Below are 26,057 nucleotides of genomic sequence, written 5' to 3'. Positions count from 1 at the left end.
AAACGGCGGGACTGCGGGCTAGGGCGGCAGTCTCGCGATTTAGGATTGGGTATTTTTGTTGGGCCGGCGGAGAAAACGGCCCGTGTTTTTAGCGTGGGATGGCTCACAGGGTGGCGCGTGCATCTTCACGCTCTGCGCCAAGGCATTTGACGCTGATCTCTATCTGAGTATGGCCAACAGCATCTGCAGCGCCGTTAGAGCGCCCAATATCATACCCTTGTCCGCCTCAACGCGTGGTCTGCCCCCACCGAGTGGTCCAGTTTGAATGTTAGTGCATGGTCGGCCTCTGGTCTATCGGGACGATGCTTTTGGGCGCTGGCGGACGGTACCCTAAGGCGCTGTGAGGTCTGACGGTGTTGTAGTGACGACGCCATCTCTCGATCAGGACCTGGGCCTCGCGCAATGTGGTGAAGACCTCGCCGTTCAAAAGTTCGTCCCGGAACCGTGCGTTGAAGCTCTCGCAATAGCCGTTTTCCCATGGTGAACCCGGCGCGATGAAGGCGGTTTTCGCGCCTACAGCTCCGATCCATGCCCTCACCTTCTTGGCGATAAATTCGGCGCCATTGTCGGACCTTATGTATTCCGGCGGTCCGCGGAGAATGAACAGGTCGGTCAATGCGTCGACCACGTCTGTAGAATTCAGCTTGCGTTTGACACGGATCACCAGAGCCTCCTTCGTGAACTCCCTCTCGGCATTTGCTGCGCAAAAGCCTGCCAGGCAGCGCATCGATGATATTTAGCGTGCGGAAGATCCGCCCGTCATGGGTTCGGTCTTGGACGAAGTCGTAGGACCAGACATGGTTCGGACGCTCCGGCCGCAGCCGCACGCAAGAACCGTCATTCAGCCAAAGCCGACACTTCTTAGGTTGTTTTTGCGGGACTTTCAGCCCCTCCCGCCGCCAGATCCGTTCGACCCTTTTATGGTTCACATGCCAGCCGCTGTTGTTCAGCATTCCAGTGATCATGCGATACCCATAGCGTCCGAACTCTCGCGCCAGCGCGATGATGTCCTCGGTCAGCCGTTCTTCGTCGGGCAGACTGATGGGCACCTTGCGCTGGGTCGAGCGATGCTGTCCCAAGGTGCGGCAAACTCGGCGCTCTGATACGCTGAGAGTTTGCCGCACATGGTCGATACATCGACGACGGCGGGAAGGGCTTAGAAGTTTCGCTGACGCGGACCTTCGGTTCCCCGGGCGGCCTCGGTCAGGATCATCTTGTCCAGCGTCAGATCCGACACGGCGCGCCTCAGCCGGGTATTCTCGGTCTCCAACTCTTTCAGCCGTTTGAGCTGATCCCGGCTCATGCCACCATACTCTTTGCGCCATCGATAGTAGGTCGGCTGCGTCACGCCAATCTGACGCACGGCATCGGCAAGCGAGCTGCCTTGCCCCTGCAACACTTCAACCTGCCGCAGCTTCAGCACGATCTCTTCGGGCTTGTCTCTCTTTCCAGCCATCTCTAGTCCTCCTGAAATGGGATTATACTATCCCAGTTGGTGGACCACTTCAGTGGGGGCACTCCACGCGGGCGTGCGATAGGCGCTCACCCCCAGACCGATAGGTGCCCCCCCTCATGTACGATCTGGCGGATCGAGGCGGGAGGCGGCGCGCGAAAGCGGTGAGGCCGGTGGAATTGTGATCCAAGCTTAGGCGGCACCCGTCATCACCGGTTGCGGGATGTAAGTGTGCCTTCGGGCAGCTTGCAACGCCGACGCTCGGGGACCTTTCTCACAAGATCCGATCCGCGCTTCATGATCTGGCCTGACGCCATGGCATCGACCAGCTTCCTCCCCACGAGATCACAGCCTAGGGGCCCAGCTAAACCTCAGCTGCGCAGACGTAGGTAGGCGTGAGCGGCCTTTTCTCGCCCGCGATCCGGCCTCTGGTCCAAGCAGGGCGCGATGCCCGAATGGCAGGTAGGGCTGGTGCCGCCATGCCGGATCGCCCGATCCACCTCATATCGTCCACCCGACATTGACAAGACATCAAGTCACATACTGCCGCGTTGCAGCCAAGCTCGGCGCGCCGCGCGCCGCGTGCCGCCGCTTTTCGTGAGCCGGCCAAGGCCGTAGCGCGGCTTACTCACGACCATTCGCACACCGCGCCGATCACTGTGCCCTTCGCGGCTCGCGAGGGAGTGCTTGCCTTTCAAGACGTCGGCGCGTGCCCGCAGAACGTGGACGAGACGATGTTTGTGGCTGGTCGACACAAATGATCGCGCGCTCTAGCCCGAAGCTTGCAGTGCTCTAGTCGCGAGAGTTGCCAACATCTTGGCTGTGAGCCCGCGCATGTAGGGGTGTCTGCCGCGTTTAGGGTCGTTGCTGACCGTTTCCAAAGACGAGATACTTGAAGCTTGTCAATTGCTCCGCCCCGACCGGGCCGCGTGCGTGCATTTTACCTGTGGCAATGCCAATTTCCGCCCCCATGCCAAACTCGCCGCCATCCGCAAATTGGGTTGACGCGTTGTGCATCACGACGGCTGAATCGATGGCCGACATAAAGCATTTTGCCGCCGCCATATCCTCGGAAATAATCGCGTCCGTATGACCTGACGAATGGTCTTGCACGAATGCGATGGCCTCGCGCAAGTCACCTACAATCTTTACGGATATGATATTGCTCAGATATTCTGTGTCCCAATCTTCGTCAGTCGCGGCATTGATGCTCGGCACGATACTTTGTGCTTCTGCGTCACCGCGCAGCTCACAATCCCCGAGGCTTGCCACCAAGAGCGGCAACACCCGTGCCGCAATCTTACGGTCGATGACAACACATTCAGTCGCCCCACAGATCCCCGTCCGGCGCATTTTCGCATTCCGGACGATACCCACGGCTTTTTCCACATCCGCGCTTTCATGGATGTAACTATGATTGTTACCATCCAGATGCAGCAATGTGGGCGCGCGGGCCTCTCTTTGGACCAAAGAGACCAATCCGCGCCCCCCCCTTGGGATGGCCAGATCAACAGTGTCTGTGCTTTGCAACAGCAGTTTAACGGCGTCACGATCGCGGGTATCGACCAATTGCACGGCATCCTCAGGCAGGCCCGCGGCCTTGAGGCCCGCGACCAAACACGCAACCATAACGCGCTAGGAGTGCAGGCTTTCAGAGCCGCCGCGCAGAATGATCGCATTTCCGGATTTCACGCAAAGCGCACCCGCATCCGAGCCGACGTTGGGTCGCGATTCATAGATCATAGCAATGACACCGATCGGTACACTCACGCGCTCGATCTTCAAGCCGTTGGGGCGATCGAAACTTGCGAGGGTGCGGCCCAGCGGATCGGATTGGTTTGCAATGGCGTCGACGGCGTCCGCCATGGCAGCCACGCGGTCCTCAGTCAGGGTGAGGCGATCAATAAACGCGGCATCCTTCCCACTGACGCCATCCAAGTCAGTGGCGTTCGCAGCCACAATCTCGCTCGTGCGTGCGCGCAATTCTTTTGCCGCTTCGCTCAAAGCCTTATTGCGCTGTTCAGCCGTCGCCAAGGCAAGCGTTTGCGCCGCGGCTTTGGCGCGTTTCCCAAGGGTCGCAATAACGGTTGCGAGGTCGCTCTGGTTTGTGTCGGCCTCTGTCGCCGTGCCCATATCGATCATCATGTGTCTCCTGTTCGCTGGCCTTGCGGCGCGGCATTTATTTCAATTCGGCGGCGCGGTGATATGCGGCCTGCACGGTGTCATTCAAAAGGGAGTCGAGTTGCCCGTTGCGGCGCAGCTCGTCCAATCCCGCCTGTGTCGTGCCGTTTTTACTGGTCACCGAGTTTCGCAACTCCTCCAGCGAGGCATCTGATTGTCGGGCGGTTTCCACCGTGCCGGAGATGGTATCAAACACCAGCGCGCGGGACGTCTCCTCGTCGAAACCCAAGCGCTTGGCCGCCTCAACATAGCTCCGCATGATTTCGAACACATAACCCGGCCCGCTTCCGCTCACCGCTGTGAGGCGGTCGATTTCATCCTCGCTGGCAAGCGGAACGCAGCGGCCTGTCTGGGCGATGAACGCGGTGACCTCGTTCACCTGCTGTTGGGTGCATGCGTGGTTTGCATAGAGCCCCGAAACCCCCATCCCGACCATGGCCGCCAGATTGGGCATGACGCGGATAATCGCGGTTTCGCCGACGATCCCTTCCAACGTGGCAATGCTGCACCCTGCCGCAATCGAGACGAAACACCCGCCAGGGTTTAACGCGGGACTATAGGCAGGGAGGAGGTCGGCGATCATCTGGGGTTTGATCGCGATGACAATTACATCGAATTCTTCAGACGCGAGCGATGATGCTTCCGTAACATGCGTTATGCCCTCTGGCAGGTCTGTGGCCGCGGGGTCCGCGACGGTAAATTGATTGCCATCGTGACGAACCCATTGGCGCAACATCGCCCCGCCCATCTTGCCGCAACCGATCAAAAGTATCTTCAATGTCGAACTCCCTATCTTCGGAAAAATCCGCACGCATCGTATTGCACACCCATCCGAAAGGACGTTGGATTAACCGGTGAATTTTATCGGCCTTATGCCGAGCGATTGCGCAGGAAATGGCGCTGCATTGCAGCAACCTGTTTGCATCCGCTTAGGGGCTACGTGTTATACGTTACCCAACCGCCTGAATGAGGTATTGCTATACGGCGGCGTCCCAAGACGCAAATCGTTAGTATTTTTCCTCTTAAAACAATTAGATACCGGAGATGCCACATGTCGACGAAGAAAAAGATCGTTATCAAAATTGGATCGAGCCTGCTCGCCAATAGTGAAAATCTCACGCTGCGCTATGCTTTCATCAACGGCCTTTTGAGCGATCTCGCGCAGCTTCAGAGAGAAGGGCATAATATTATTTTGACGTCGTCGGGTTCAGTTGCTCTGGGCTTGAATATGATTGGAAAACGCCCCGAGGACGCAGGCGTTTTGGATAAGCAGGCCGCCGCCGCCTGCGGTCAGCCGTTGTTGATGAATGCCTATCGTCAGGTCGCGTCAGAATATGATCTCGACGTCGCACAGATGCTTGTGACGGTCGAGGATATGGAAGACCGCCGCCGCTTTCTGAACATCAAAAACACGATGCTGAGATTGTTCGAAAACAACATTATGCCGATCATCAACGAGAACGATTCCATCACGACCCGTGAGCTGCGTGTGGGTGACAATGACCGCTTGTCGGCCAAAGTGGCCCAAATGGTCGAGGCGGATGAACTGATTATTCTGACCAGTGTCGAGGGCCTATATGATCGGGACCCATCAGATCCGGACGCAACTTTCATTCATGAGATCGAGGATGTGAGCGAGCATCTGGAGTCAACGACGGGTATTAGCGCATTGGGCAGCGGTGGTATGCTCACAAAAATGCATGCGGCGAATATGGCGCAAAATGCTGGCGTCGAGACGATTATCGCTGAGGGCATCATTGAACGGCCCGTATCTTCCGTCCTCAATAACGAGCGACGCTTCACGCGCTGTCTTGTGCGTGGTGAAACCGCCTCGCCATTGAAAGTTTGGCTTAGCAACCGGTTGCAGGTCTCCGGTACACTCGTCGTCTCCAATGATATTGCGGAAGGCATCGCAAAAGACAAACGCGGGATACGTCGAATGGATATTATCTCGATTCAAGGCGATTTCATGAAGGGCGATGTGCTGCACGTGTATAACGAAGACGGCGACGAAATTGCCCGCGGGCTGACGAATTTCTCATCCGAAGAAACAATGATTCTGGCCCGTAATCTGGACATGTCAGTCGAGAGTGTCATTGGCTATAAGACGAAGAGCGATATTATCGGCGCTGAAAATATTCTTGTGCTTGAGGACAACCACCTTCAGCTTGAGGCCCCCGAACATAATCAGAAAATCGTTCATCAGGCATAAGCCAGAGCACTCAAGCGTGCATGGCTATTCTTGCGCGGGGGCCAAAAAATGAGGCTGCAACGTGGCATCCAGGGAATGCGAAAATGGAGAACGCATTTTACGCGATCTTCTCAAGCAGGAATGAAAGCGGCGGCAGAACCCCGCCATTTTTCGACCGTCGCTGATCCGAATGGATATTTAGCTGAACCTTAAAATCAGCGAGCGTCTGCCGCTTTTTTGCGCCAGCGGCGTTGTCTCGGTGTAGCGCTCCGAGGTGATCGGCCCATGATGTCCTTTCGGACGGCCTCGGACAGGTTGGGTATCCGGCCAAGCTGCGTGGCCGTGTAATGCCTCAAGCTGTGGAAGACCTTGCCATCCGGATTACCGTCGAGCTGGGTCTGCACCACCTTCCGGAACCGGTAGTCGCGCTGACCTCCAAACCTCGAGCCTTCGCGGGGCCGCAGGTCGGGGAAGAGGTCCGCTTGCGGTCCGTGTCGGGCGATCTGGCGGGCGGCGTGGTCAATGAGCCCGAGATCCACCAGCTGCGGATGCAGGGGCAGATCGCGTTTGGCCGTAAGCGACTTGAGGCCGCGATTGGCGTTCGGCGCGATAATCAGGGCGGACAGGCCGTCGATCACTGTGATCTCGGCGGCTTTGAGGGCTGCGATTTCCTCGCGCCGCGCGCCCGTCAGCGCGGCGATCAGCGGGGCCGAGTATAAGCCATCTTGCATTAGCCGCAATCCCGGCTCCTGCCAACGGATCTTATCCTTCCACCCGTGCCAGACGGGATGGGCGAACAGCTTTTGCACATCCTGCGCGGTAAAGGCGGGCCGTTCGTCACGCTCGCGCAGCGTTTTGCGCTGGCGCAGCGCGCCGAGGTCCAGATTGCCGACGGATGGCACGCCTTCGGCCCGCGCTTTGGTGAACAGCTGGCCGAGGTAATCCAGATTGCAGTTGATTGTTGTGACCGACAAGCGCCTGACCTCAGGCCCTTTGGCGTCTGCAACGATCTGGCGGATCGGCTTGTTCCGGTCCTTGGGCGATTTGCGATAGCTTTGCGGCAATTGCTCCATAACATCGACGAAGGCCGCCAGATGGTGCTGGCGCAGCAAGCGCATGTCCTGAACGCCAGTGATCTCGCGGAAGAGATCAAAGACCTTGGTCATTTGTGCAATCATTGCCTCGGACATACCAGCCTTGCGCTTTTGCGCCATGAGACGGGCGGCAATGGCCTTGATCGAGGTCGAATAGACCTCAACGGTCGGCTGCGCGTCCGGTTTAGGCTGTGGCTTTGCCTGTGGCGGGCGACGGAAGGGCAGGGGCTGGCCCAGTTCAGCTTGGATCACCACCCGAAGCCGATCAACTGTGCCCGCGTGATCGCAGCGGCCCTCAATCATGTCTTGGAACGCCCGCGCGCTCTCGGCCGTCATCAGCGCTGCGGTGTTCGGGTCAGGGGTTTGGAGGCTTATGAGAATTGTCTTTCCACCGAGTGCAGCGGGGGAACGACGGCGCCAATAATACATAGCGCTGCGTCGGACGGTATGAGCGGCAAGGGCCATAGGTAACTCCTGTAAGAGCGCCCAAAAAACCGTGCAAAAATAACCGTTTGTGTATCACGCATGTGTATCAGCCGAGGCTGAAATGCCAATTCCACAGGCTCGACAGAGACTTAAGGGGAATTGGCTCCGGCGGTAGGGATCGAACCTACGACCAATTGATTAACAGTCAACTGCTCTACCGCTGAGCTACGCCGGAACACAAGGGGGTGTATAGCTATGGTGTTTGGGGGCCGCAAGAGGGTTATTTGAGATTTTTTGCAGAAATTTATGTCAGTTGAAATTCAGTCAATAAATGCAGGGGTTTTTGATGTGATATTTTGTTTTTAAGTGCCAGATCAATGAGATGCGCTAAGGTGTTTCGCGTGGCCGCGGCGAGAATTTGTGGGGGAATCTCCGCATATAGCCGCTTTGCGAGCAACTCGGCGGTCGCGGGGCCGTCTTGTAGCGCGGCTAGAATCTGCCTCGTTCGGGTTTCGCGATGGGCGCGCTGTTTGCGGATCAGCGCAACCGGCGCGTCAACGGGATCGCCGTGCCCTGGATAGAGTATGACAGGCGAGAGCGCTTCGATTTTATCGAGAGAGGAATAATAGTCGGCGAGGTCGCCATCGGGGGGCGAGATCAGCGTCGAAGACCACCCCATGACGTGATCGCCTGAAAATATCGCGCCATTCCATGCAAAGCACAGGTGGTTGCAGAAATGACCGGGCGTATGCAGCGCCGTCAGGCCCCAGCCGTCGGACGCGATATGCGCACCGTCGGCCATGACGACATCGGGTTCGAACGCGTGATCAACACCTTCACCGCCGCCGATGTCGATATGGTCGGCCTGCGTTGCAAGCATCCTCATTGTAGCCGATCGACCGGCTTTGGCATTGCCGAACGCGAAGATCTCCGCGCCGGTCGCCTCGGCCAGGGGGCGGGCGAGCGGCGAGTGATCGCGGTGAGCGTGGGTGACAAAAATATGGCTGATGCGTTCATGTGCATGTAGTGCGCCGAGAATTGCATTAAAATGCAATTTGCCAGCAGGAGAGGTGATCTCTGGCCCGGGATCAATCAGCGCAAGTTTGCTGCCCGACCCGCGACCGATCAGATAGCTGTTGGTGCCCGAGAATGTCATCGGGCCGGCATTTGGCGCGCGAAGCCGGATCAGCCCGTCCGCCAGCTCATCAATCTGTGTCGTCATTTTGCTTTTCTCCTCAGGCCCCCGTAGATAGGGTTCCGCATCTTCGAAAGGGTTTGCCATGAATTGGAGTTGGATCAAACGTTTGATGCCACGCGGCCTCTACGGGCGCGCGGCGCTGATCCTGATTTTGCCGATCGTGACGGTTCAGATCGTCGTCTCGGTCGTCTTTATCCAGCGCCATTTTGAGCGCGTCACCGAACAGATGACCGATACAATGCTGCGCGAGATCAACTTTCTGATCGAAGTGGTGGAAAGCGCCCCTGATTTGGAGGTAGCGCAACAAGCCGCGGATGTGATTGCGCGGCCGCTTGGATTGAGCGTCGATCTGCCGGCAGATGCCGCCTTCGCAGATGTGATCGTCGGTCCGAACCCTGCGATTGATGAGGGGCGCGCGTGGGACACTGCGGGCGCGCGCAACGATGAGCCTGCGCCGATAGATCAGCGCCGTTTTTACGATCTGTCTGGCAAAGTCGTGATTGAGGCTTTGCGCGCAGAGGTTGCCGATGTCACCACCATTGATCTGGAGAATATGTCGACGGTCCGAATGATGATCGGCACGGCGCATGGCCCGATGCGGGTCGAATTCGACCGGTTGCGCGTCTCGGCCTCGAACCCGCATCAGCTTTTGGTGCTGATGGTCGCGGTGAGTTTGTTGATGACACTGATTGCGTTCATTTTCTTGCGCAATCAACTGCGTCCGATCCGGCGTCTCGCCCATGCGGCGGAGGGGTTCGGCAAGGGGCAGGTCTTGCCCTACCGCCCGCAAGGGGCGACCGAAGTTCGGGCGGCGGGGGCTGCATTTTTGGAGATGCGCGCGCGGATCGAGCGGTTTTTCGAGCAGCGCAGCTTGATGCTATCGGGTATCAGTCATGATTTGCGGACACCTCTAACGCGGTTGCGGTTGGGGTTGTCGATGTTGCCTCCCGACGAAGACGTTGAGGCGATGGAGCGTGATGTCGCGGAGATGGGCACGCAGATTGATGCGTTCCTAGCCTTCATGCAGGGCGATGCGCAAGACAGCCCGGCGCAAATTGGCGATCCGGTGAAATTTGTGCGCGATATTGTCGAGGACGCATCGCGCGGCGGGCAATCTGTCGTGTTGCGATCTGTTTTGGGCGCGGAAGGGTATAGCGAGACGGGGGAGGCGTTGGAGGGAGACGAGGATGCTGCATTGCCGCAAGCCAGCTTCCGTCCGGTGAGTTTACGGCGCGCGATTGAGAACCTTATCGGGAATGCGGTTCGGTACGGGACGCATGCCGAGGTCAGCTTGGCGCTATCGGACCGTCATTTGCGAATCATTATTGAGGACAACGGGCCGGGAATTGCGCCTGATCAGCGCGAGACGGCGCTGCGTCCGTTCACACGGCTTGATCCGTCGCGCAATCAAAATAAGGGGCAGGGGGTCGGACTCGGTCTCTCGATCGCGGCCGATATTGCACGAAGCCACGGCGGCGTTTTAAAGCTTGGCGAGAGTGCGCGTCTGGGCGGTTTGAAGGCGGAGCTGTCCCTCGCACGCTGACCCGTTAGGCGCGGGAGTGAACGTTTCTGGCAGAATATGCTTTATGCGTTTGATTCTAAAGGTATTTCTGTGCGCTTTGGCAAAGGTATGTCGCGCGAAGGGTGTATCCTTCGCGCCGACCCTTAGAAGATCAATTTGAAGATCAGCGCCCAAGCACCGAGGGAGACAACGAGAGCAGGCGCGAGCCACCACCCAGAAGGCAGCTGCTGCCTTGGTGAGCGCGGTGTTGCAGGTTTACGGATGTGAACTGCTTGCATTGGTCTCTCCCTCAAAGTCTCTGTGACTGGCTCGTCTTTCGTTTGTAACTTCCGATGTCTTAATTTTCCGTTATGGATTCATTTTAGGGCATTTTTTAGGCATGGCTAACAAAATATGACGCTTTCGTAAAAAAGTTACGCCGCATCGCAGAAAGCTTTACCAATATTTCGCCAAGATTTCACAAAATCGCGATTTTCGGTGACCTTCGCGTAAACCTCGCTGCACCTGCGGACCCACGAGAGAAATGCCAGTTTTTCGATAAAAATCCGTAAATCGATCGGCAATCCATGAAGCTTTGCAGGGTTCGTGATGTCAAAAGCGCGGAGCCTTTGGGTAAATTTCGAGGGGGCTAGCCGCCCACACCCCCACGATCCTTCGGACGAATGGTTGAACACATGCCCTTGCAGCCATAGATATGACCTGAAGGGGAGAGTTGAGGTCGCCGCGATCCAGCGGGGCGAGGACTTTCCTGCTAATGAGGAAAAAGAATGAGCGATATTTTGGACACGAGCTTCCCCGTCTTGCCGCTGCGCGACATCGTCGTGTTCCCGCATATGATCGTCCCGTTGTTCGTCGGGCGCGAAAAGTCCGTGCGGGCGTTGGAAGAAGTCATGGCGAATGATCGCCAAATCCTGCTCGCCAGCCAGATCGACCCTGCGCAAGACGAGCCGGACGAAGACGGCATCTACCGCGTTGGTGTTCTGGCCAATGTTCTCCAGCTTCTGAAACTGCCGGATGGCACGGTGAAAGTCCTCGTTGAAGGTAAATCCCGTGTGACAATTACCGATTTTATCGCCAACCCGCGGTATTTCGAGGCGCTTGCGGATACGCTGGACGAACAGCCCGGTGATACGGAAACGGTAACTGCCTTGCTGGGCTCTGTGGCCGAGGAATTCGAACGCTACGCAAAGATCAAAAAGAATGTGCCTGAGGAGGCGCTTGCCGCTGTGGGCGAGACGCGCGAGCCTGCGAAACTCGCAGATTTGGTATCGGGTCATTTGGGCCTTGAGGTCGCGCAAAAGCAGGAACTGCTTGAGACGCTCGACGTCGGCCAGCGTTTGGAAAAAGTTTACGGCCTGATGCAGGGCGAAATGTCGGTTTTGCAGGTCGAGAAGAAGATCAAATCGCGCGTCAAAAACCAGATGGAGCGCACCCAGCGCGAATATTATCTGAATGAGCAGATGAAGGCCATTCAGAAGGAATTGGGCGACGGTGAGGAGGGCTCCAACGAGCTTGCCGAGCTGGAGGAGAAAATCTCCAAGACCAAATTCTCGAAAGAGGCGCGTGAGAAGGCCGAAGGCGAGCTGAAGAAGCTCAAGAACATGAGCCCGATGAGCGCGGAAGCGACCGTCGTGCGCAACTACCTTGATTGGCTGACGGCGCTGCCGTGGGGCGTGAAGTCGCGTGTGAAGAAGGATCTTCTGGCGGCGGAAAAGGTTCTGGATGCCGATCACTACGGTTTGGAGAAGGTAAAAGAGCGGATCGTGGAATATCTCGCCGTGCAGGCGCGCGCGACGAAGATGAAGGGCCCGATCATGTGCCTCGTCGGCCCTCCCGGGGTCGGGAAAACCTCGCTGGGTCGTTCGGTCGCGAAGGCAACCGGACGGGAATTCATCCGCATCTCCCTTGGGGGCGTGCGCGACGAATTTGAGATCCGCGGCCACCGCCGGACCTATATCGGCTCGATGCCAGGCAAGATCATTCAGGCGCTGAAAAAGGCGAAAACCACGAACCCGCTTATTTTGCTCGATGAGATCGACAAAATGGGGCAGGATTTCCGTGGCGATCCGGCCTCGGCGATGCTGGAGGTGTTGGACCCTGAACAAAACGCGACCTTCGTCGACCACTATCTGGAGGTCGAATATGACCTCTCGGACGTGATGTTCCTGACAACGGCGAACAGCTACAATATGCCTGGCCCGCTTTTGGACCGGATGGAGATCATTTCGCTGTCGGGGTATACCGAGGACGAGAAGCGCGAGATCGCGAAAGGTCACTTGATCGAGAAGCAGATCAAGGGACACGGTCTGAAGAAGGGCGAGTTTGAAGTCACGGACGGCGCGATTTCCGACGTCATCCGGTACTACACCCGAGAGGCGGGGGTTCGCTCGCTTGAGCGTGATATCGCGAAGCTCGCGCGCAAAGCTGTGACCGAGATCATCAAATCCAAGGGTGCTGTTAAGCATGTGAAGGTCGATGAGGCGAAGGTTGGTGAGTATCTCGGCGTCAAGCGCCACCGGTTCGGCTTGGCCGAGGCGGAAGATCAGGTCGGGGTGGTGACGGGCCTTGCGTGGACATCGGTCGGCGGTGATCTTTTGCAGATCGAGGCGCTCAAGCTTCCGGGTAAGGGGCGGATGAAGACCACCGGCAAGCTCGGCGATGTGATGAAGGAATTGATTGAGGCAGCGAGCAGCTATGTGCGCTCGATCAGCCCCGAAATCGGGGTAAAACCGCCGAAATTCGAGGCCGTGGACATCCACGTTCACGTGCCCGAAGGGGCGACGCCGAAGGATGGCCCGTCCGCGGGGATTGCGATGGTGACGTCTATCGTCTCGGTTTTGACGGGGATTCCCGTGCGCCGCGAGGTTGCGATGACGGGTGAGGTCACGCTGCGCGGGAATGTGTTGCCGATCGGTGGTTTGAAAGAAAAGTTGCTGGCGGCGCTGCGCGGGGGGATCAAGACAGTGATGATTCCGCAAGAGAACGAGAAAGATCTTGCGGAGATCCCCGAGAACGTGAAGCAGGGGTTGAAGATTATTCCTGTCAACCACGTGCGCGAAGTGCTTCCTGTGGCTCTCTCCCGTATGCCTGAGGCGGTGGAGTGGGACGAGGCGGCGGAGGAAGCGGCGGCGCTTGCCGCGCGGGCCAATGCCGGAAATAGCGCGCCCGCAACGACGCATTAATGCCGATTGAGATGAAGGAGAGGGGCGTCGGTCATCCGGCGCCCCTTTTTTATGCGTCGGGCGCTGTTTAAACTCAGGGCGCCCATAACACATGCAGGGCGGTGTATCTTTTGGTGGTTTTTGCCGCGATGAAGTGCAATTTCTGCCGCGCGCGCTATAGTGCGTGACTATCCCCGAACGAGCTGGGCGCAACGCGAGCAAGCAAGCGGGGCAAGATTCAAGCTTTGCGAGAGGCTTGGGAATGAGAGTTGTGGATTGTTTACAAAACCTTGCGTAATCTGTTCTCGACTCGGAAACAAATGGAGCCATCATGGCCACGACCAAGAAATCAACAAAATCCACGACTGCAGCGGCCACCGCAGAGCCGGTTGTCGCTGCGCCGCAGGAAATTGCCGCAGAGCTTCCTGAGACGCCTTTGGCGACGGGGGCTGTCACCGGCGAGACAGATGACGACATCAATGTGATGATGCGCAAGAAAGAGTTCATCGAGCGGATCGTTGCAGAGAGCGGCGCGAAGCGCGGCGATGTTCGCACCATTTCCGAAGCCGCTTTGAAGGTTCTGGGGGATGCTTTGTCGAATGGCGAGGCCGTCAACTTGCCGCCGTTGGGGCGGATGCGGATCACGCGGTCGATCGATAAGAATGACGGCGAAGTTCTGGTGATCAAGCTGCGTCGCAACACTCCGAACACCGATGCGGAGAAAACCTCGCCCGAGTCACTTGCACAGGATGATGAGTGAGGCTAAAAGCCGCGCCAACGGGTGATTAGCTCAGTGGTAGAGCGCTTCGTTCACATCGAAGATGTCAGGGGTTCAAATCCCTTATCACCCACCATAATCTCAAAAGCGCGCGCCCGAGGGTGCGCGTTTTTTGTTTCGGGGGTTGAGGTTAGGGAGCATGTCCGTCGATTTCGCCGCGCGAGATGAATGCGCGCGCTGGCGCATCAGGCCCTCGGGTTGAGTGACTTTGATCGGGCAGGGCGAGGGGGGCGCCGCACAGCTCTACGTCCATAAAATAATTTGCGAAGAAATCAAAAGAGGCTCTTGCACGCGCCGAAAACCCCCGTTAGAAGCGCGTCAGTTGGGTTGTTAGCTCAGTTGGTAGAGCGTCTCGTTTACACCGAGAATGTCGGCGGTTCGAACCCGTCACGACCCACCATCCCCCCCCTATTCTCGTAAATCATTGCGCTCTAAATCGAGACTTCTCTCGTTGCTCTTGATTTAGCGCGAAGCGCTGATGCTACTCCCTCCCGCATTGTTAAAATCCCGTAGAATTTTTCGCGGGGAATCGCGCCTGACGCGGGCCGCAAACCGGTGCGGTAACCGGATCTTAGGCCATCGCTGATTATCTGCCCTTGTCGTGAGAGGGGTCTCGACGACCAGTCGCCCAGAATGGCGACCTCATCAATCCAGGGGTGGATTCCATGATCGGTCGAAATATTGTGCATGCGCCGCTGGCGTATGCGAAACCGCGTTTTGCGGTGCTGAAATCTATTTTGAATCGCGGAGCAGTGGCGGCGGTTTTTATTGCGCTTCTCGCGACGCCTGCGGCGCACGCGCAAAGCCAGTTCCTCGCCGCGCAAAATACACTCATCGTTCGGAATGATCCCGGTGGCGTCGTTGGCACGCGTGCGCAGGAGATCGCGACTTTGCGCGAGCAGGGGATTCGTGTCGAATTGCGCGGCGAAGTTTGTTTGTCGTCGTGCACGATGTATCTTGGCCTATCGCGCACCTGTGTTTTTCGCGGCACGACCTTCGGCTTCCACGGCCCGTCTTATTACGGTGCAAAGCTGAGCGATGCCGAGTTCGAGTATTGGTCGCAGGTGATCGCCGTGAACTATCCCGCGCAGCTGCGTGACTGGTACATGAAAACCGCGCGTTACAAGATCAACGGCTATTACCGCGTGAAAGGGGCTGAATTGATCCGTATGGGTGTCCCCGAGTGCCAAAAAGCGTGACGTTGTCAGGGCTTGGGGCCCGGTCGGGGCAGGGGAGACGTGAGGGCGAGGCGGGTCGATTTTGAAAAAAATCGAAAGAATGTCATCTCAGTGCATTTTTTCGCATTCGGCCGCTTGACGCCACCCGCGTGTCCTCATAATAAGCCCACACGCTCTTGGAACGATCCGGAGTGGGAGAGTTGCGGTTGTAGCTCAGTTGGTTAGAGTATCGGCCTGTCACGCCGAGGGTCGCGGGTTCGAGCCCCGTCAACCGCGCCACTCTCCCCTCGGATCGTCCGAAGCGTATGTTGCTTCGTTTGAAGTGATAAGAAAATGCGCGGTTGTAGCTCAGTTGGTTAGAGTATCGGCCTGTCACGCCGAGGGTCGCGGGTTCGAGCCCCGTCAACCGCGCCACTTCTTCTCTAAGAAGAAGCCCTCAAAAACGCCGTCCCTCGGGGCGGCGTTTTGCATTTCATCGTCTTGCCGCCCTCGCGGGCCTCTCCTATACCTTGGAGAAACATGAGGATGATCCAATGACCCAAGATGCACTCGCTTTGATCGAAACTCTCGGCGCTGCAGCCCGAGCGGCGGCGTTGGAGCTTGCGTTTGCGGACCCTCAAGCCAAAACTGATGCGCTGAACGCTGCCGCCGACGCCGTCTGGGAGCGGCGGGCGGAGATTATCGCCGCAAATGCGCAAGATCAGGCCTTCGGCGTCGAGAAGGGGCTGACCAGTGCGATGATGGATCGGCTGGTGCTCGACGAAGAGCGGATTGCGGGTATTTGCAAAGCGCTGCGCGAGGTGGCGGCGCAGCCTGATCCTGTGGGGCAGGTCATCTCGGAGTGGGATCGCCCGACGGGCCTGCATATCCAGCGCGTGCGGACGCCGATTGGTGTGATCGGTGTGATTTACGAATCTCGGCCGAATGTGACTGCAGATGCGGGCGCGCTTTGCTTGAAGGCGGGGAATGCTGTGATTTTGCGCGGCGGATCAGAAAGCTTCAACTCCTCGCGCGCAATTCATGCGTGTATGGTCGACGGTCTACGGGCGGCAGGTTTGCCGGAGGCTGCGATTCAGCTTGTTCCGACACGCGACCGAGCCGCGGTATCGCAGATGCTGCGGGCGGTTGAGTATATCGACGTGATCGTTCCGCGCGGCGGCAAGGGCCTTGTGGGGCTGGTGCAATCAGAGGCGCGCGTGCCTGTGTTTGCTCACCTCGAGGGGATTTGTCATGTGTATGCCGACGGGGCGGCGGATCTGGAGAAAGCGCGACGTGTCGTTCTAAACGCCAAAACCCGCCGGACTGGAATTTGCGGCTCGATGGAGTGCCTGTTGATTGATCGGGCCTTCTACGCGGCCCACGGGGCGATTTTGATCGAAGATCTCGTGAACGCGGGCGTTGAAGTGCGGACGGAGGGCGACCTTCTCAAGGTTGTGGGCACCGTTGAGGCGCGTGCGGATGATTTTGGGCATGAGTTTCTGGATATGATCTGCGCGGCAAAAATCGTCGACGGTGTTGACGGGGCGATCGCGCATATTCAGAAATTCGGTTCGAACCACACCGAGTCCATTCTGACGGAAGATGATGCGGTTGCAGCCAAATTCTTCCAGCGGATCGATTCTGCGATTCTGATGCGCAACGCATCGACGCAGTTTGCCGATGGCGGCGAATTCGGGATGGGCGGCGAGATCGGGATCGCGACGGGCAAAATGCATGCGCGGGGGCCGGTGGGCGCCGAGCAGCTGACCTCGTTTAAATATCTCGTCACGGGCGATGGGACCATCCGCGCCTAACGGCCGCCTGATAGACGTTCGGGAGCCCTGCGATACGTCGCGGGGCTTCTTTGCTTTACGAGGCTCCTTACATCGCGCAATTCTCAGAATGTGATGCGTAAGGTGGTCTCCTCCATGTGCCACGCTATGGATTTTCCATACCGAGCCGCCTCCTTCGGCAGTAATGCGAACTGGATCTGTGCGGGGGACACATCCTGCGCCGATCCCTGCAGCACGGACCAGATGTCGGGGTTGCTTTTCGTCTTTTTGGTCTCGCCCTCAACGAACCACCGCCCGCTGTCCTCCCGCATCCGAACGGTGCCGCCCCAAGGCATCGCGGTCTCTGCGCAAAGCAATGCGAGGAAACAAAGTTTAACCATCTGGCGAGATTGATCGCCAAGGGGCTGCCAGTCGTAGGCAAGCCGGCCCGTGGCGGCCATATCGCGAAGCAGATTGCGCACCTCAGTTGCGTCAAGCCGTTGATCCGGCGCGGCTTGTCCGAAGGCAACGCGGAAAAATTTCAGGCGTGCGTTGGCCGCGTTCACACTCTGCGCGATCAACTCCAGCTCGGGGCTCATCGCGTCGCCCGACATCGCTAAAAGTTCCACCCCGTTCCCGATCGCCCCCATGGGCGAAATCAGGTCATGGCACAACCGCGATCCTAGCAGGGCGACAAGATCCAGATCGGAGGCCTGATCAACGGAGGTCGCATCGTCGCCGACCTCTCCTTGCGCAGCGGAGCTTGATTTGGCTGTGCTCTGGTCAAACGGATTGCTTTGCGGCATGAGATAGGACGACATTATAAAACTTCCCCGATAGAAGCAGGCTCAATATGAACGAAATTCTTGAACCCGGTATGATCGTGCGTAACCCAGCCGCCCCGGATTGGGGTTTGGGGCAGGTTCAGTCGCGGGTCGGGTCGAAGATCACTGTTAATTTCGAACATATGGGTAAGCAGGTGATTGATGGAGATCGCGTTACGCTTGATTTAGTCATCGGTGATGAAGGTTAATAAAGTCTAAAGCTTTCAGTCTCGCTTGTCTCCACCCGCGTGAAACGGTGCAAATTTGCATCCAAGGGGGCTTTGTCACTCGCATGTCACGTCCCCGTGCGATCTGCGTCACGAACCGGTCACGCAAGGAGAACGCGATGCAGGTCTTCCGTCACGCAGCCACAAGCTTGGCAACCGCCCAGCCACTTGGTAAACCCCTGCCAACAGCGCAGGAACGCAGAGCGATGGTCCTTGATACCAGCCATTACGAGACCCGTTTCGCTAGCACGGAACAAGACCGTCTGGCGGCGCAGCGTCTGCGGTATCGTGTTTTCGTTGAGGAGCTCGGTGCGGGCGGCGAGATGGTCGATCACGCCGCACGTTTAGAACGTGACGACTTCGACGCGGTGTATGAGCATCTCCTACTGGTCGACACGCGGCGCGATCCATCGACGCTTGATCATGTCGTTGGGGTGTATCGCTTGCTCAAGGGCGAAACCGCCGCCGAGTTCGGCCGATTTTACTGCGATTCCGAATATGATTTGTCGCCGCTGCGCGCGACAGGGCGGCGCTTGCTCGAACTGGGGCGCTCTTGCGTCCATCCCGATTATCGCGGCGGGCCGGCGATGTATCTGCTGTGGCAGGCATTGGCGGATTACGTGCTTAGTCAGGGAATCGAAGTGTTGTTCGGGGTTGCCTCTTTCCACGGCACGGATCCGGAAGCATTGGCGGTGCCGCTCTCGTGGTTGCACCACCATCACCTCGCGCCACAAGCCCTGCGCGCCCGCGCGCGGGATGCGCAATATCAATCGATGGATCTCATCCCGCCACAGGATTTGAACCGTGCCGAGGCGCTCGCACAGATGCCGGTGTTGATCAAAGCCTATCTGCGGGCGGGCGGCTATGTTGGCGCAGGCGCGTGGATCGATCATGACTTCAACACGACCGATGTGTTGGTTATGATGGATACTGCACAGATGAGCAGCAAGCATCGTGGTTTCTATGCCCGACGGATGCGAAACCAATAGCCCTAAGGAGATCATATGAGCACTTGGCGCGGGGTTGAGCCGCCCGTTTACCCCCCGCTAGGGGTGATGGGGTGGGTGCGCGCGGGGCTACGTTTGGCTCTGATCTTGTGCTTGGTCTACGCGGGGCTTTTGATGTTCTGGCTCGCGCGGTTTATCGAGCTGTGCGCGGCACGCAGGCCCAAATCGGGTGGGCCTCGGTCGGGCGGGGGGCGCGATCAATCCTATGGCTCGGCGCAGATCGTGCGCCTCGTATCGCGCGGATTTTTTCGACTGATCGGGATGGGCTACCGAGTCACCGGAACGCCCATGCGCGCAAGAGGCGCTGTCGTGGCGAACCATTCAAGCTGGCTCGACATCTTCGCACTCAACGCCTGTCAGCAAGTGATTTTTGTGTCCAAGGAGGAGGTAGCGCGCTGGCCCGTGATCGGCGGGCTCGCGAAAGCGGTCGGAACCGTGTTCATCAAACGCGATCCGAAGGAGGCGCGCGCGCAGCAAGAGGTGTTTGAAACGCATATTGATGCGGGCAATCGGTTGGTGTTCTTTCCCGAGGGGACGTCTTCGGATTCAAAAAGAGTTTTGCCATTTAAATCAACGCTTTTTGCGGCATTCTTCACGCATCACCTTAAGTCCGTGATGCATATTCAACCGGTCAGCGTGGTCTATCACGCTCCCCCAAATCGTCCTGCCAGCTTCTACGGATTCTGGGGGGATATGGGGTTTGCGCCGCATTTCGCGCAAGTCCTCGGCGCGGGAACGCAAGGCTCGGTGGACATCATCTTCCATCCACCGGTCAAGGTTGAAGATTTCGCGTCGCGCAAAGATCTTAGCGCACATTGCGAGCATCAGATCCGGATGGGCTTCGATCACGCGCAGCAGGCAGCGCCGCAGTAACATCCAACGACGGACAGATCACCGTTTGCGGTAATAGGCCAGGACATACAGCCGGATCGCAGTCGCCAGACCGGCGGTCACGCCGGCGCTTGCTGTCCCCCGTGCAGCGTCGATCTCTGCGGCAAGCGCATTGAGCCCTTTGCCCTCAGCCTCGGCAATTTCGCGAAACGCCTGCCAGAATTCATCCTCCAGCGTGACCGAGGTCCGGTGTCCGCCAAGCGTAAGGGAATGCTTCGCAGGGCGGCTCATGGCGCGTCGTCATCCTTTGGCGGCGCGATCTCGTGCCCGTCCAGACTGGATCTCGCACGCTGTGACTGCGCCTCCTCAAGCGCGCGCTGCGCTTTCGTGCGGCCAAATTTCGTGGCATTGGCATCAGCCGTCACGCGCTTGTCTGCGCGTGCTTTCGCTTTGCGAAACTGATTGAGGTTGGTCACGTTGCTCATGCCGCATTATCGCATGTTTACGAGGCTGCGAAAAGAGGGGCGCGCAAAAGTCAGCGCCTGTTGCGATGCGACCCTCCAGTTCCGGTTGCTTGAAATATCCCGGGGGTGAATGCGAAGCAGAGGGGGCAGAGCCCCCAAGCCCCGCTCCCGCAGGGGGGCGCGCAGCAAAAAGGGCGACCCGAAGGCCGCCCTAAAATGAATTTAGCTGACTCAGCCTTTTGGGCCAACCATATCTTCCGGCCGCACAATGCGATCAAACGTCTCCGCATCCACAAAGCCGAGCGCGATCGCCTCATCCTTGAGGTTCGTGCCGTTTTTATGCGCGGTTTTCGCGACTTTGGTGGCGTTATCATAGCCAATCGTCGGGGCCAGCGCCGTCACCAGCATCAGGCTTTCCTTCATCAGCTTGTCGATCCGCGCCACGTTGGCCTGCGTGCCCACCACCATGTTATCGGTGAACGATCCCGCCGCGTCGCCCAAAAGCTGCATGGATTGCAACACGTTATAAGACATCATCGGGTTGTAGACGTTCAATTCGAAATGCCCTTGCGAGCCCGCAAAGCCCACCGCCGCATCATTGCCCATCACATGCGCGCAGACCATCGTCAGCGCCTCCGCCTGCGTCGGGTTCACTTTGCCCGGCATGATCGACGATCCCGGCTCGTTCTCCGGCAAGATCAGCTCGCCCAGACCCGAGCGCGGGCCGGAGCCCAATAGCCGCATGTCGTTAGCGATTTTGAACAGCGATGCCGCCACGGTTTTGAGCGCGCCCGAGAACATCACCATCGCATCATGCGCGGCGAGCGCCTCGAACTTGTTTGGCGCGGTGACGAAGGGCAGGGAAGTGATCTCCGCGATCTGCGCCGCCACACGGCTATCCCAGCCAACGCGGGTGTTCAGGCCGGTGCCGACGGCCGTGCCGCCCTGCGCCAGCTCGTAAATATCGGGCAGGCAGGCCTCAACCCGCGCGATGCCTTTCGCGACCTGATGCGCGTAGCCGCCGAACTCCTGGCCCAGCGTCAAAGGCGTCGCGTCTTGCGTATGTGTGCGGCCGATCTTGATGATATCTTTGAACTCTTCCGATTTCGCCGCCAGCGCCGCGTGCAATTTGCGCAGGCCCGGCAGGAGTGTATCGCGCGCCATCATCCCGATGGCGACATGCATCGCGGTCGGGAAGGTGTCATTTGACGATTGCCCCATGTTGCAATGGTCATTGGGATGCACAGGCTTTTTCGAGCCCATCACGCCGCCCATCATCTCAATCGCGCGGTTCGAGATCACCTCATTCGCGTTCATGTTCGATTGCGTGCCCGAACCTGTTTGCCACACGACCAGCGGGAAGTTGTCATCGAACTTGCCGTCGATCACTTCCGTCGCGGCGGCGGCGATCATGTTGCCGATCTCGGCATCCATATCGCCTTGTGCGACGTTTACCAGCGCGCAGGCTTTCTTGATCACGCCGAGTGCGCGAATGATCGCAACGGGCTGGCGTTCCCATCCGATGGGGAAGTTCATGATCGAGCGCTGCGTCTGCGCGCCCCAATATTTGTCGGAAGGAACCTCTAGCGGGCCGAAGCTATCGGTCTCGGTACGGGTGGCGGTCATGTTCAAGCCTCCATAAAAGATTTGCAGCTTTCATAGAGGCTTGGGGGGCTAATGGCAATTAGTATGCGGCGGTATACAGCGTTTTCATTGTGTTAGCGCTCGCAATTTGGAGCGAATTTACGCCTTGGCCGCGATCCGGCCAGTTGCGGTTTTATTTCCGCCACTTATCGAGGCTGACCACTTCCGCTGCGCCGCGCGGGGGCTCGGGCGTGTCGTCGTCGTCCTCATCATCGAAATCTTCATCATCGTCGTCATCATGCTCATGCGATTCAAACCGCAATCCGAATTCGACAGAAGGATCGACAAAGGTCAGAACAGCGTCGAACGGGATTTTCAGAGCTTCCGGATTATCGCCGAAATTCAGGGTGATCTCAAAACCGTTCTCATCCACGATAAGATTGTCGAACCAGTTTTGGACGACAATCGTGAGCTCCTCGGGGTAGCGTTCCCGAAGCCAATCCGCGATCTCCACACCCTCGACACGGGTGTTCAGCGTGATGAAGAAGTGGTGGTCGCCCGGCAGGCCATTCGCCGCCACATCCTCCAAGACGGATTGGATCAACCCGCGCATCGCGCGGTGCATGAGGCTGCCGTAATCAATGCCGCGCGACATGGGATCTTCCTTCTTCCGCCCGCAATCGGGGTCGTGACTCTGTCTGCGCCCGTCTGGGCCACTTATCCTTAGCATAAGGGATTCGTTGTAGATGGAAAGGGGGGCGTTGTGGCTGCGAAGGCGGCCCGTGACATCCGATCAGCTGTGGCGCGAGGATGGGATATTCCAGTCACCGCAATATGTTATGGCCAGCGCCGCACTGTCGGGCGCTGGAAACGGCGCGCCTCATGATGGGGGGAAAGTGGAGGTTTCTGTTGCCAGGTACCTCCGAACCCCGCCTTAGGCTGCTAAGCGTAAGGACTTAGTTTCGGCGACCCGAACTGCTTACGCAGCCAGAGCCATTGCCGGAGCACGGTTGTCATTTGCAACTGTACGATTTGCACCGATAACGGTAGTAGCTCACCGAGACAAAGCATAACCCCTTTAGACGTTCGTCGATCCTATTTCGACCCCGCTCGCCCCAAATGAAGGACTATTGGTGGAGTCGCCGGGTACCGCCCCCGGGTCCGATCCGCTTATTACGAGCGCGTTTATGTCCATAGTCCGAAGCAAGCCCCGAACACCCCCTATATAGGCGGGCGCTCGGTCGGCTTCAAGCGGCAGATCCCAAGATTTCGCCCCGCATGCAGCGCGACGGGGGGAGGCCCGCGATGCGCGGCGGCCGCGCGCGCGGTGCGAGATGGCGCTTGTGCACGAAAAAAGGCGCCCGAAGGCGCCTTTTCCAATCGTGTGAGGACGGATCAGTATCCGGCTTTGATTTTCTCGAACTCGGCAAGCTGTTTCTCGCGCAGCTCAGGATCGTTCGGTGTTTGGGCGAGGATCGGTGCATCGATCGGGCCAACGCCCGCAACGTCCAACTCTTCGTCAGAGATCAACTCCATCGCTTTGGTATTGGTGTGACCATAGCCGATCGCGTCTTTCAGCGCCGGACCGGACGACGGAGCAAGCCACGCGTTGATGAAATCATAAAGCTTTTCTTCCGACCCGGGGCCATCTTTCAGGTTCACGAACCCGCAGAAGAACGTCGAGGAGCCCTCAGTCGCTTCACGCTGGAAGGCGACCGGATAGTCGTCATCGCGCAGATAGGTCACGCCGTCGTTCCACGACCACGAGATCAGAACTTCGCCCGATGCCATGGTTTGTGCTTGTTCGGAAGGATCGGCCCAGTAGCTTTGCACGTTCTTATGCGCCTCGCGCAGCCATGCCGCCGCCGCATCAAACTGCTCTTGCGAGACCTCTGTCCAATCCGTCACGCCCGTCGCGAGATAGGCCAGCGCCCAGACATCGTCCGAGCTGTCAGGCAAGGAGATCCGGCCCTCATAGTCGGCATTCAAAAAGACGTTCAGCGAAGCCACGTCTTCCGCAGGTACTTCCTCAGGGTTGTACGCAACCGCAGTGGCGCCCCAATCCGTCGGGATGAACCAAACGCCCGTGTCATCTTGGAAGATTGGGGATTTCAGGAATTTCGGATCGATATTCGCAAATTCCGGGATTTTTGTAACATCCCAAGGCTCAATCAGGCCCGCATCGCGGTATTTAGAAACCATTTGCGAGCAAGGATGCGCTGTATCGGCCTTGAAGCCCGAAGCGAGCTTTTGATAGGCCTCGTCATCGTCGCCGTAGAATGTGTAGCTCGGGCCATCACCGTGCTTTTCGGTGTAGCTCGTAAACAGGCCCGGCTCCTCAAAGCCCGCCCAATCAAACACCAAAAGATCAGGATCGGCCGCATGGGCAGGCAAGGTAAGGGCGATCAGGGCGGAGGTAGCGAGCAGAGCGTTTTTCATCGAAAACCTTTCAACTTGGCGTTAGTTAAGCAAGAGGCTAGTCGCGGGATTTTTCTGCGGCAAGAGGAAATTTCGGATGGGCGGGCCTGTGGTTGAGCTGGATGTGTGAAGGGCCGCGGCAAACGCTGGTCAGATGCAAACCCTGCCCTAAATCGCGGCACTCAACCGGACGGGACGATGTTTAAAGGAGCTGTTGATGACCACGAGTGAGCGCGCGCCCAAGACACAAGACGAGAACGGTTCAGGGAAGGCGGCAGGGGCCGCGCCGGTTCTGGTGTGGTTCCGGCGGGATTTCAGGCTGTTCGACCATCCCGCACTTCATGCCGCGATGGCGACAGGGCGGCCCGTCATCGGCGTGTTTTTGTATGATGAGACGGTCGAGGATTTGGGGGCTGCGGCGCGGTGGCGCATGGGGCTCGGGCTGGCAGAGTTCGCGCGGAGCGTCGCGTCGATCGGCGGGCGGGTGATTTTGCGGCGCGGTGCGGCGCGTGACGAAATCGCGCGATTGGTCGATGAGACGGGCGCAAGCGCGGTGTATTGGACGCGTCTTTACGATCCTGCCTCGGTCGCGCGCGATACGGCTATTAAATCGATGCTGATCGAGCGCGAGATCGAGGCCAAAAGCTTCAACGGCCACGTGATTTTCGAACCTTGGGACGTCGAAACCGGGCAGGGCGGCCCCTACCGCGTTTACTCGCCCTTCTGGAAATCTGTGCGCGGCCGCGATGTGGCGCCCTGTCTCGCGGCGCCCGCAACATGGCCCGCGCCCGATCAGTGGCCGTCGAGCGACGATCTGGACGATTGGCGCATGGGCCAGGCAATGCGGCGCGGGGCAAGCGTTGTCGCCAATTTTACGCGTGTGGGCGAGCCCGCCGCGCGCGCGCGATTGGGTGATTTTCTCGCATCGCAGGCCGAGAGTTATAAAACCGACCGAGATTTCCCCGACAAGATCGCAACATCAGGGCTTTCGGAAAACCTGACCTATGGCGAGATCTCGGCGCGTGAAATCTGGCATGCGGGATGGGCCGCGATGGAGCGCGCGGGCTTCGCGGGGGAAGGTTCGGAAGGGGTCGAGCATTTCGTAAAGGAACTCGTTTGGCGCGAATTCGCGTGGCATCTGCTGTATCATTATCCCGAACTCGCAACCAAATGCTGGAAGCCGGATTGGGAGAATTTTGCCTGGCTTCAGGAAAATAAGGCGGCGGAGGCGTGGCGTCGGGGGCGCACAGGCGAGCCATTCGTCGATGCCGCAATGCGCGAGATGTTTGTGACGGGCACGATGCACAATCGCGCGCGGATGATTTGCGCCTCTTATCTGACCAAGCATCTTCTCACGGATTGGCGGATCGGGCGGGCGTGGTTTGATGATTGCCTCACCGATTGGGACGCGGCGTCGAATGCGATGGGTTGGCAATGGGTTGCGGGGTGTGGCCCTGATGCCTCGCCCTATTTCCGCGTCTTTAACCCTTCGGGCCAAGCGGAGAAATTCGACAAATCCGGCGCCTATCGCGATCGTTTCATTGCCGAGGGCCGCAGCCGCCCGCATGAAGATGCCCTCGCGTATTTCGAGGCAATTCCGGTCTCGTGGGGGATGTCGCCAAAAGATCGTTATCCCGCGCCAATCATCGCGCTCGATCATGGGCGCCAGCGCGCTTTGGAGGCGCTGAAGGGGATGAAGAAGGCCGAGTGACGCGGCCTCTTGATTACCCGCGCGCGAGCGGTGAAACTAAGCGCGGCCCGATCAGGGC

At 58.3% G+C, this 26,057-nt stretch carries 19 protein-coding genes, 5 tRNA genes, 1 other RNA gene and 2 pseudogenes; 14 read left to right on the top strand and 13 right to left on the bottom strand.

Translation table 11 applies throughout. From position 1 onward, the window contains the following. Positions 1–268 precede the first annotated feature (268 nt). From SJY32_RS07290 to proC, 3 genes and pseudogenes are all read right to left on the bottom strand, one after another. Positions 269–1,456: pseudogene (locus tag SJY32_RS07290) on the bottom strand (IS3 family transposase). Positions 1,457–2,308: 852 nt separating this feature from the next. After that, a pseudogene (locus tag SJY32_RS07285) lies at positions 2,309–3,595 on the bottom strand (glutamate-5-semialdehyde dehydrogenase). Between the two features lie 37 nt (positions 3,596–3,632). Next, complete coding sequence (gene proC / locus SJY32_RS07280) at positions 3,633–4,412, bottom strand: pyrroline-5-carboxylate reductase (RefSeq protein ID WP_376873381.1); 780 nt, start codon at positions 4,410–4,412, stop codon at positions 3,633–3,635. Positions 4,413–4,685: 273 nt separating this feature from the next. On the opposite strand from proC, the gene proB reads away from it, so the two are divergent. Next, on the top strand, positions 4,686–5,846 hold the full coding sequence (gene proB / locus SJY32_RS07275) for a glutamate 5-kinase (RefSeq protein ID WP_376873379.1): 1,161 nt from the start codon (positions 4,686–4,688) through the stop codon (positions 5,844–5,846). A 194-nt stretch (positions 5,847–6,040) separates the two neighbouring features. On the opposite strand, the gene SJY32_RS07270 is transcribed toward proB, so the two are convergent. The 3 genes from SJY32_RS07270 to SJY32_RS07260 all read right to left on the bottom strand — a co-directional run bounded on the left by SJY32_RS07270 (position 6,041) and on the right by SJY32_RS07260 (position 8,567). Beyond that, positions 6,041–7,384 (bottom strand): DUF6538 domain-containing protein, encoded by a 1,344-nt coding sequence (locus SJY32_RS07270; protein WP_376873377.1) that lies wholly within the window; start codon positions 7,382–7,384, stop codon positions 6,041–6,043. Between the two features lie 121 nt (positions 7,385–7,505). Beyond that, positions 7,506–7,580 (bottom strand) — tRNA-Asn (locus tag SJY32_RS07265). Positions 7,581–7,649: 69 nt separating this feature from the next. After that, positions 7,650–8,567, bottom strand: coding sequence for an MBL fold metallo-hydrolase (locus SJY32_RS07260; RefSeq protein WP_376873375.1), 918 nt, complete (start codon positions 8,565–8,567; stop codon positions 7,650–7,652). Positions 8,568–8,625: 58 nt separating this feature from the next. On the opposite strand from SJY32_RS07260, the gene SJY32_RS07255 reads away from it, so the two are divergent. The 9 genes from SJY32_RS07255 to SJY32_RS07215 all read left to right on the top strand — a co-directional run bounded on the left by SJY32_RS07255 (position 8,626) and on the right by SJY32_RS07215 (position 16,975). Beyond that, a complete protein-coding gene (locus SJY32_RS07255; protein WP_376873373.1) occupies positions 8,626–10,086 on the top strand; it encodes an ATP-binding protein in 1,461 nt (486 codons plus the stop codon). Between the two features lie 746 nt (positions 10,087–10,832). After that, positions 10,833–13,247 (top strand): endopeptidase La, encoded by a 2,415-nt coding sequence (gene lon / locus SJY32_RS07250; protein ID WP_376873371.1) that lies wholly within the window; start codon positions 10,833–10,835, stop codon positions 13,245–13,247. A gap of 310 nt (positions 13,248–13,557) precedes the next feature. Beyond that, complete coding sequence (locus tag SJY32_RS07245; protein ID WP_376873369.1) at positions 13,558–13,986, top strand: HU family DNA-binding protein; 429 nt, start codon at positions 13,558–13,560, stop codon at positions 13,984–13,986. A 19-nt stretch (positions 13,987–14,005) separates the two neighbouring features. Continuing rightward, positions 14,006–14,080 (top strand) — tRNA-Val (locus SJY32_RS07240). A 248-nt stretch (positions 14,081–14,328) separates the two neighbouring features. Then, positions 14,329–14,404 (top strand) — tRNA-Val (locus SJY32_RS07235). Between the two features lie 265 nt (positions 14,405–14,669). After that, the gene (locus tag SJY32_RS07230; RefSeq protein ID WP_376873367.1) at positions 14,670–15,203 is read left to right on the top strand and encodes a hypothetical protein; all 534 of its coding nucleotides are present in this window, start codon (positions 14,670–14,672) and stop codon (positions 15,201–15,203) included. A 181-nt stretch (positions 15,204–15,384) separates the two neighbouring features. Continuing rightward, positions 15,385–15,461: transfer RNA gene (locus tag SJY32_RS07225), tRNA-Asp, on the top strand. 58 nt (positions 15,462–15,519) lie between these two features. Then, positions 15,520–15,596, top strand: a tRNA-Asp gene (locus SJY32_RS07220). Positions 15,597–15,715: 119 nt separating this feature from the next. Further along, positions 15,716–16,975 (top strand): glutamate-5-semialdehyde dehydrogenase, encoded by a 1,260-nt coding sequence (locus SJY32_RS07215; protein WP_376873365.1) that lies wholly within the window; start codon positions 15,716–15,718, stop codon positions 16,973–16,975. Between the two features lie 83 nt (positions 16,976–17,058). Here the strand turns inward: SJY32_RS07215 and SJY32_RS07210 are convergent, their stop codons facing one another. Beyond that, positions 17,059–17,754, bottom strand: a complete 696-nt coding sequence (locus SJY32_RS07210) for a histidine phosphotransferase family protein (RefSeq protein ID WP_376873363.1) — start codon at positions 17,752–17,754, stop codon at positions 17,059–17,061. A gap of 32 nt (positions 17,755–17,786) precedes the next feature. On the opposite strand from SJY32_RS07210, the gene SJY32_RS07205 reads away from it, so the two are divergent. From SJY32_RS07205 to SJY32_RS07195, 3 genes are all read left to right on the top strand, one after another. After that, positions 17,787–17,966: a DUF3553 domain-containing protein gene (locus tag SJY32_RS07205; protein ID WP_376873361.1), complete on the top strand. Its 180-nt coding sequence runs from the start codon at positions 17,787–17,789 to the stop codon at positions 17,964–17,966. A gap of 224 nt (positions 17,967–18,190) precedes the next feature. Beyond that, entirely contained in the window at positions 18,191–18,973 is a 783-nt protein-coding gene (locus SJY32_RS07200) for a GNAT family N-acetyltransferase (RefSeq protein WP_376877632.1), read from the top strand. A 15-nt stretch (positions 18,974–18,988) separates the two neighbouring features. Next, positions 18,989–19,864 (top strand): lysophospholipid acyltransferase family protein, encoded by an 876-nt coding sequence (locus tag SJY32_RS07195; RefSeq protein ID WP_376873359.1) that lies wholly within the window; start codon positions 18,989–18,991, stop codon positions 19,862–19,864. Positions 19,865–19,882: 18 nt separating this feature from the next. On the opposite strand, the gene SJY32_RS07190 is transcribed toward SJY32_RS07195, so the two are convergent. The 6 genes from SJY32_RS07190 to SJY32_RS07165 all read right to left on the bottom strand — a co-directional run bounded on the left by SJY32_RS07190 (position 19,883) and on the right by SJY32_RS07165 (position 24,309). After that, complete coding sequence (locus tag SJY32_RS07190; protein ID WP_376873357.1) at positions 19,883–20,113, bottom strand: ribbon-helix-helix domain-containing protein; 231 nt, start codon at positions 20,111–20,113, stop codon at positions 19,883–19,885. After that, positions 20,110–20,307 carry a DUF4169 family protein gene (locus tag SJY32_RS07185; RefSeq protein ID WP_376873355.1) on the bottom strand — a complete coding sequence of 66 codons (198 nt, stop codon included), beginning with the start codon at positions 20,305–20,307 and terminating at the stop codon, positions 20,110–20,112. Before SJY32_RS07185 ends, SJY32_RS07190 begins: the two co-directional genes overlap by 4 nt. A gap of 210 nt (positions 20,308–20,517) precedes the next feature. Beyond that, positions 20,518–21,912, bottom strand: coding sequence for a class II fumarate hydratase (fumC, locus tag SJY32_RS07180; RefSeq protein ID WP_376873353.1), 1,395 nt, complete (start codon positions 21,910–21,912; stop codon positions 20,518–20,520). Between the two features lie 151 nt (positions 21,913–22,063). Then, on the bottom strand, positions 22,064–22,525 hold the full coding sequence (locus tag SJY32_RS07175) for an SspB family protein (RefSeq protein WP_376873351.1): 462 nt from the start codon (positions 22,523–22,525) through the stop codon (positions 22,064–22,066). Positions 22,526–22,765: 240 nt separating this feature from the next. Further along, positions 22,766–23,125: a transfer-messenger RNA gene (gene ssrA, locus SJY32_RS07170) on the bottom strand. Between the two features lie 140 nt (positions 23,126–23,265). After that, entirely contained in the window at positions 23,266–24,309 is a 1,044-nt protein-coding gene (locus SJY32_RS07165) for a PotD/PotF family extracellular solute-binding protein (protein WP_376873349.1), read from the bottom strand. Between the two features lie 196 nt (positions 24,310–24,505). Between SJY32_RS07165 and SJY32_RS07160 the strand changes: the two genes are divergently transcribed. Then, positions 24,506–25,999, top strand: a complete 1,494-nt coding sequence (locus SJY32_RS07160; protein ID WP_376873347.1) for a cryptochrome/photolyase family protein — start codon at positions 24,506–24,508, stop codon at positions 25,997–25,999. Positions 26,000–26,057 lie beyond the last annotated feature (58 nt).

It is taken from the genome of Albirhodobacter sp. R86504, assembly GCF_042466415.1.
Taxonomy (GTDB): Bacteria; Pseudomonadota; Alphaproteobacteria; order Rhodobacterales; family Rhodobacteraceae; genus Albirhodobacter.
Note: the sequence above shows the minus strand (reverse complement) of the source record. Positions and strands in the feature narration are given on the sequence as shown.

Bases quoted from the DNA above. Each gene is read 5' to 3' on its own strand.
- proB (WP_376873379.1), top strand. From the start codon at position 4,686: ATGTCGACGAAGAAAAAGATCGTTATCAAAATTGGATCGAGCCTGCTC.
- SJY32_RS07270 (WP_376873377.1), bottom strand. From the start codon at position 7,384: ATGGCCCTTGCCGCTCATACCGTCCGACGCAGCGCTATGTATTATTGG.
- SJY32_RS07260 (WP_376873375.1), bottom strand. From the start codon at position 8,567: ATGACGACACAGATTGATGAGCTGGCGGACGGGCTGATCCGGCTTCGC.
- SJY32_RS07255 (WP_376873373.1), top strand. From the start codon at position 8,626: ATGAATTGGAGTTGGATCAAACGTTTGATGCCACGCGGCCTCTACGGG.
- lon (WP_376873371.1), top strand. From the start codon at position 10,833: ATGAGCGATATTTTGGACACGAGCTTCCCCGTCTTGCCGCTGCGCGAC.
- SJY32_RS07245 (WP_376873369.1), top strand. From the start codon at position 13,558: ATGGCCACGACCAAGAAATCAACAAAATCCACGACTGCAGCGGCCACC.
- SJY32_RS07230 (WP_376873367.1), top strand. From the start codon at position 14,670: ATGATCGGTCGAAATATTGTGCATGCGCCGCTGGCGTATGCGAAACCG.
- SJY32_RS07215 (WP_376873365.1), top strand. From the start codon at position 15,716: ATGACCCAAGATGCACTCGCTTTGATCGAAACTCTCGGCGCTGCAGCC.
- SJY32_RS07210 (WP_376873363.1), bottom strand. From the start codon at position 17,754: ATGTCGTCCTATCTCATGCCGCAAAGCAATCCGTTTGACCAGAGCACA.
- SJY32_RS07205 (WP_376873361.1), top strand. From the start codon at position 17,787: ATGAACGAAATTCTTGAACCCGGTATGATCGTGCGTAACCCAGCCGCC.
- SJY32_RS07200 (WP_376877632.1), top strand. From the start codon at position 18,191: ATGGTCCTTGATACCAGCCATTACGAGACCCGTTTCGCTAGCACGGAA.
- SJY32_RS07195 (WP_376873359.1), top strand. From the start codon at position 18,989: ATGAGCACTTGGCGCGGGGTTGAGCCGCCCGTTTACCCCCCGCTAGGG.
- SJY32_RS07190 (WP_376873357.1), bottom strand. From the start codon at position 20,113: ATGAGCCGCCCTGCGAAGCATTCCCTTACGCTTGGCGGACACCGGACC.
- SJY32_RS07185 (WP_376873355.1), bottom strand. From the start codon at position 20,307: ATGAGCAACGTGACCAACCTCAATCAGTTTCGCAAAGCGAAAGCACGC.
- fumC (WP_376873353.1), bottom strand. From the start codon at position 21,912: ATGACCGCCACCCGTACCGAGACCGATAGCTTCGGCCCGCTAGAGGTT.
- SJY32_RS07175 (WP_376873351.1), bottom strand. From the start codon at position 22,525: ATGTCGCGCGGCATTGATTACGGCAGCCTCATGCACCGCGCGATGCGC.
- SJY32_RS07165 (WP_376873349.1), bottom strand. From the start codon at position 24,309: ATGAAAAACGCTCTGCTCGCTACCTCCGCCCTGATCGCCCTTACCTTG.
- SJY32_RS07160 (WP_376873347.1), top strand. From the start codon at position 24,506: ATGACCACGAGTGAGCGCGCGCCCAAGACACAAGACGAGAACGGTTCA.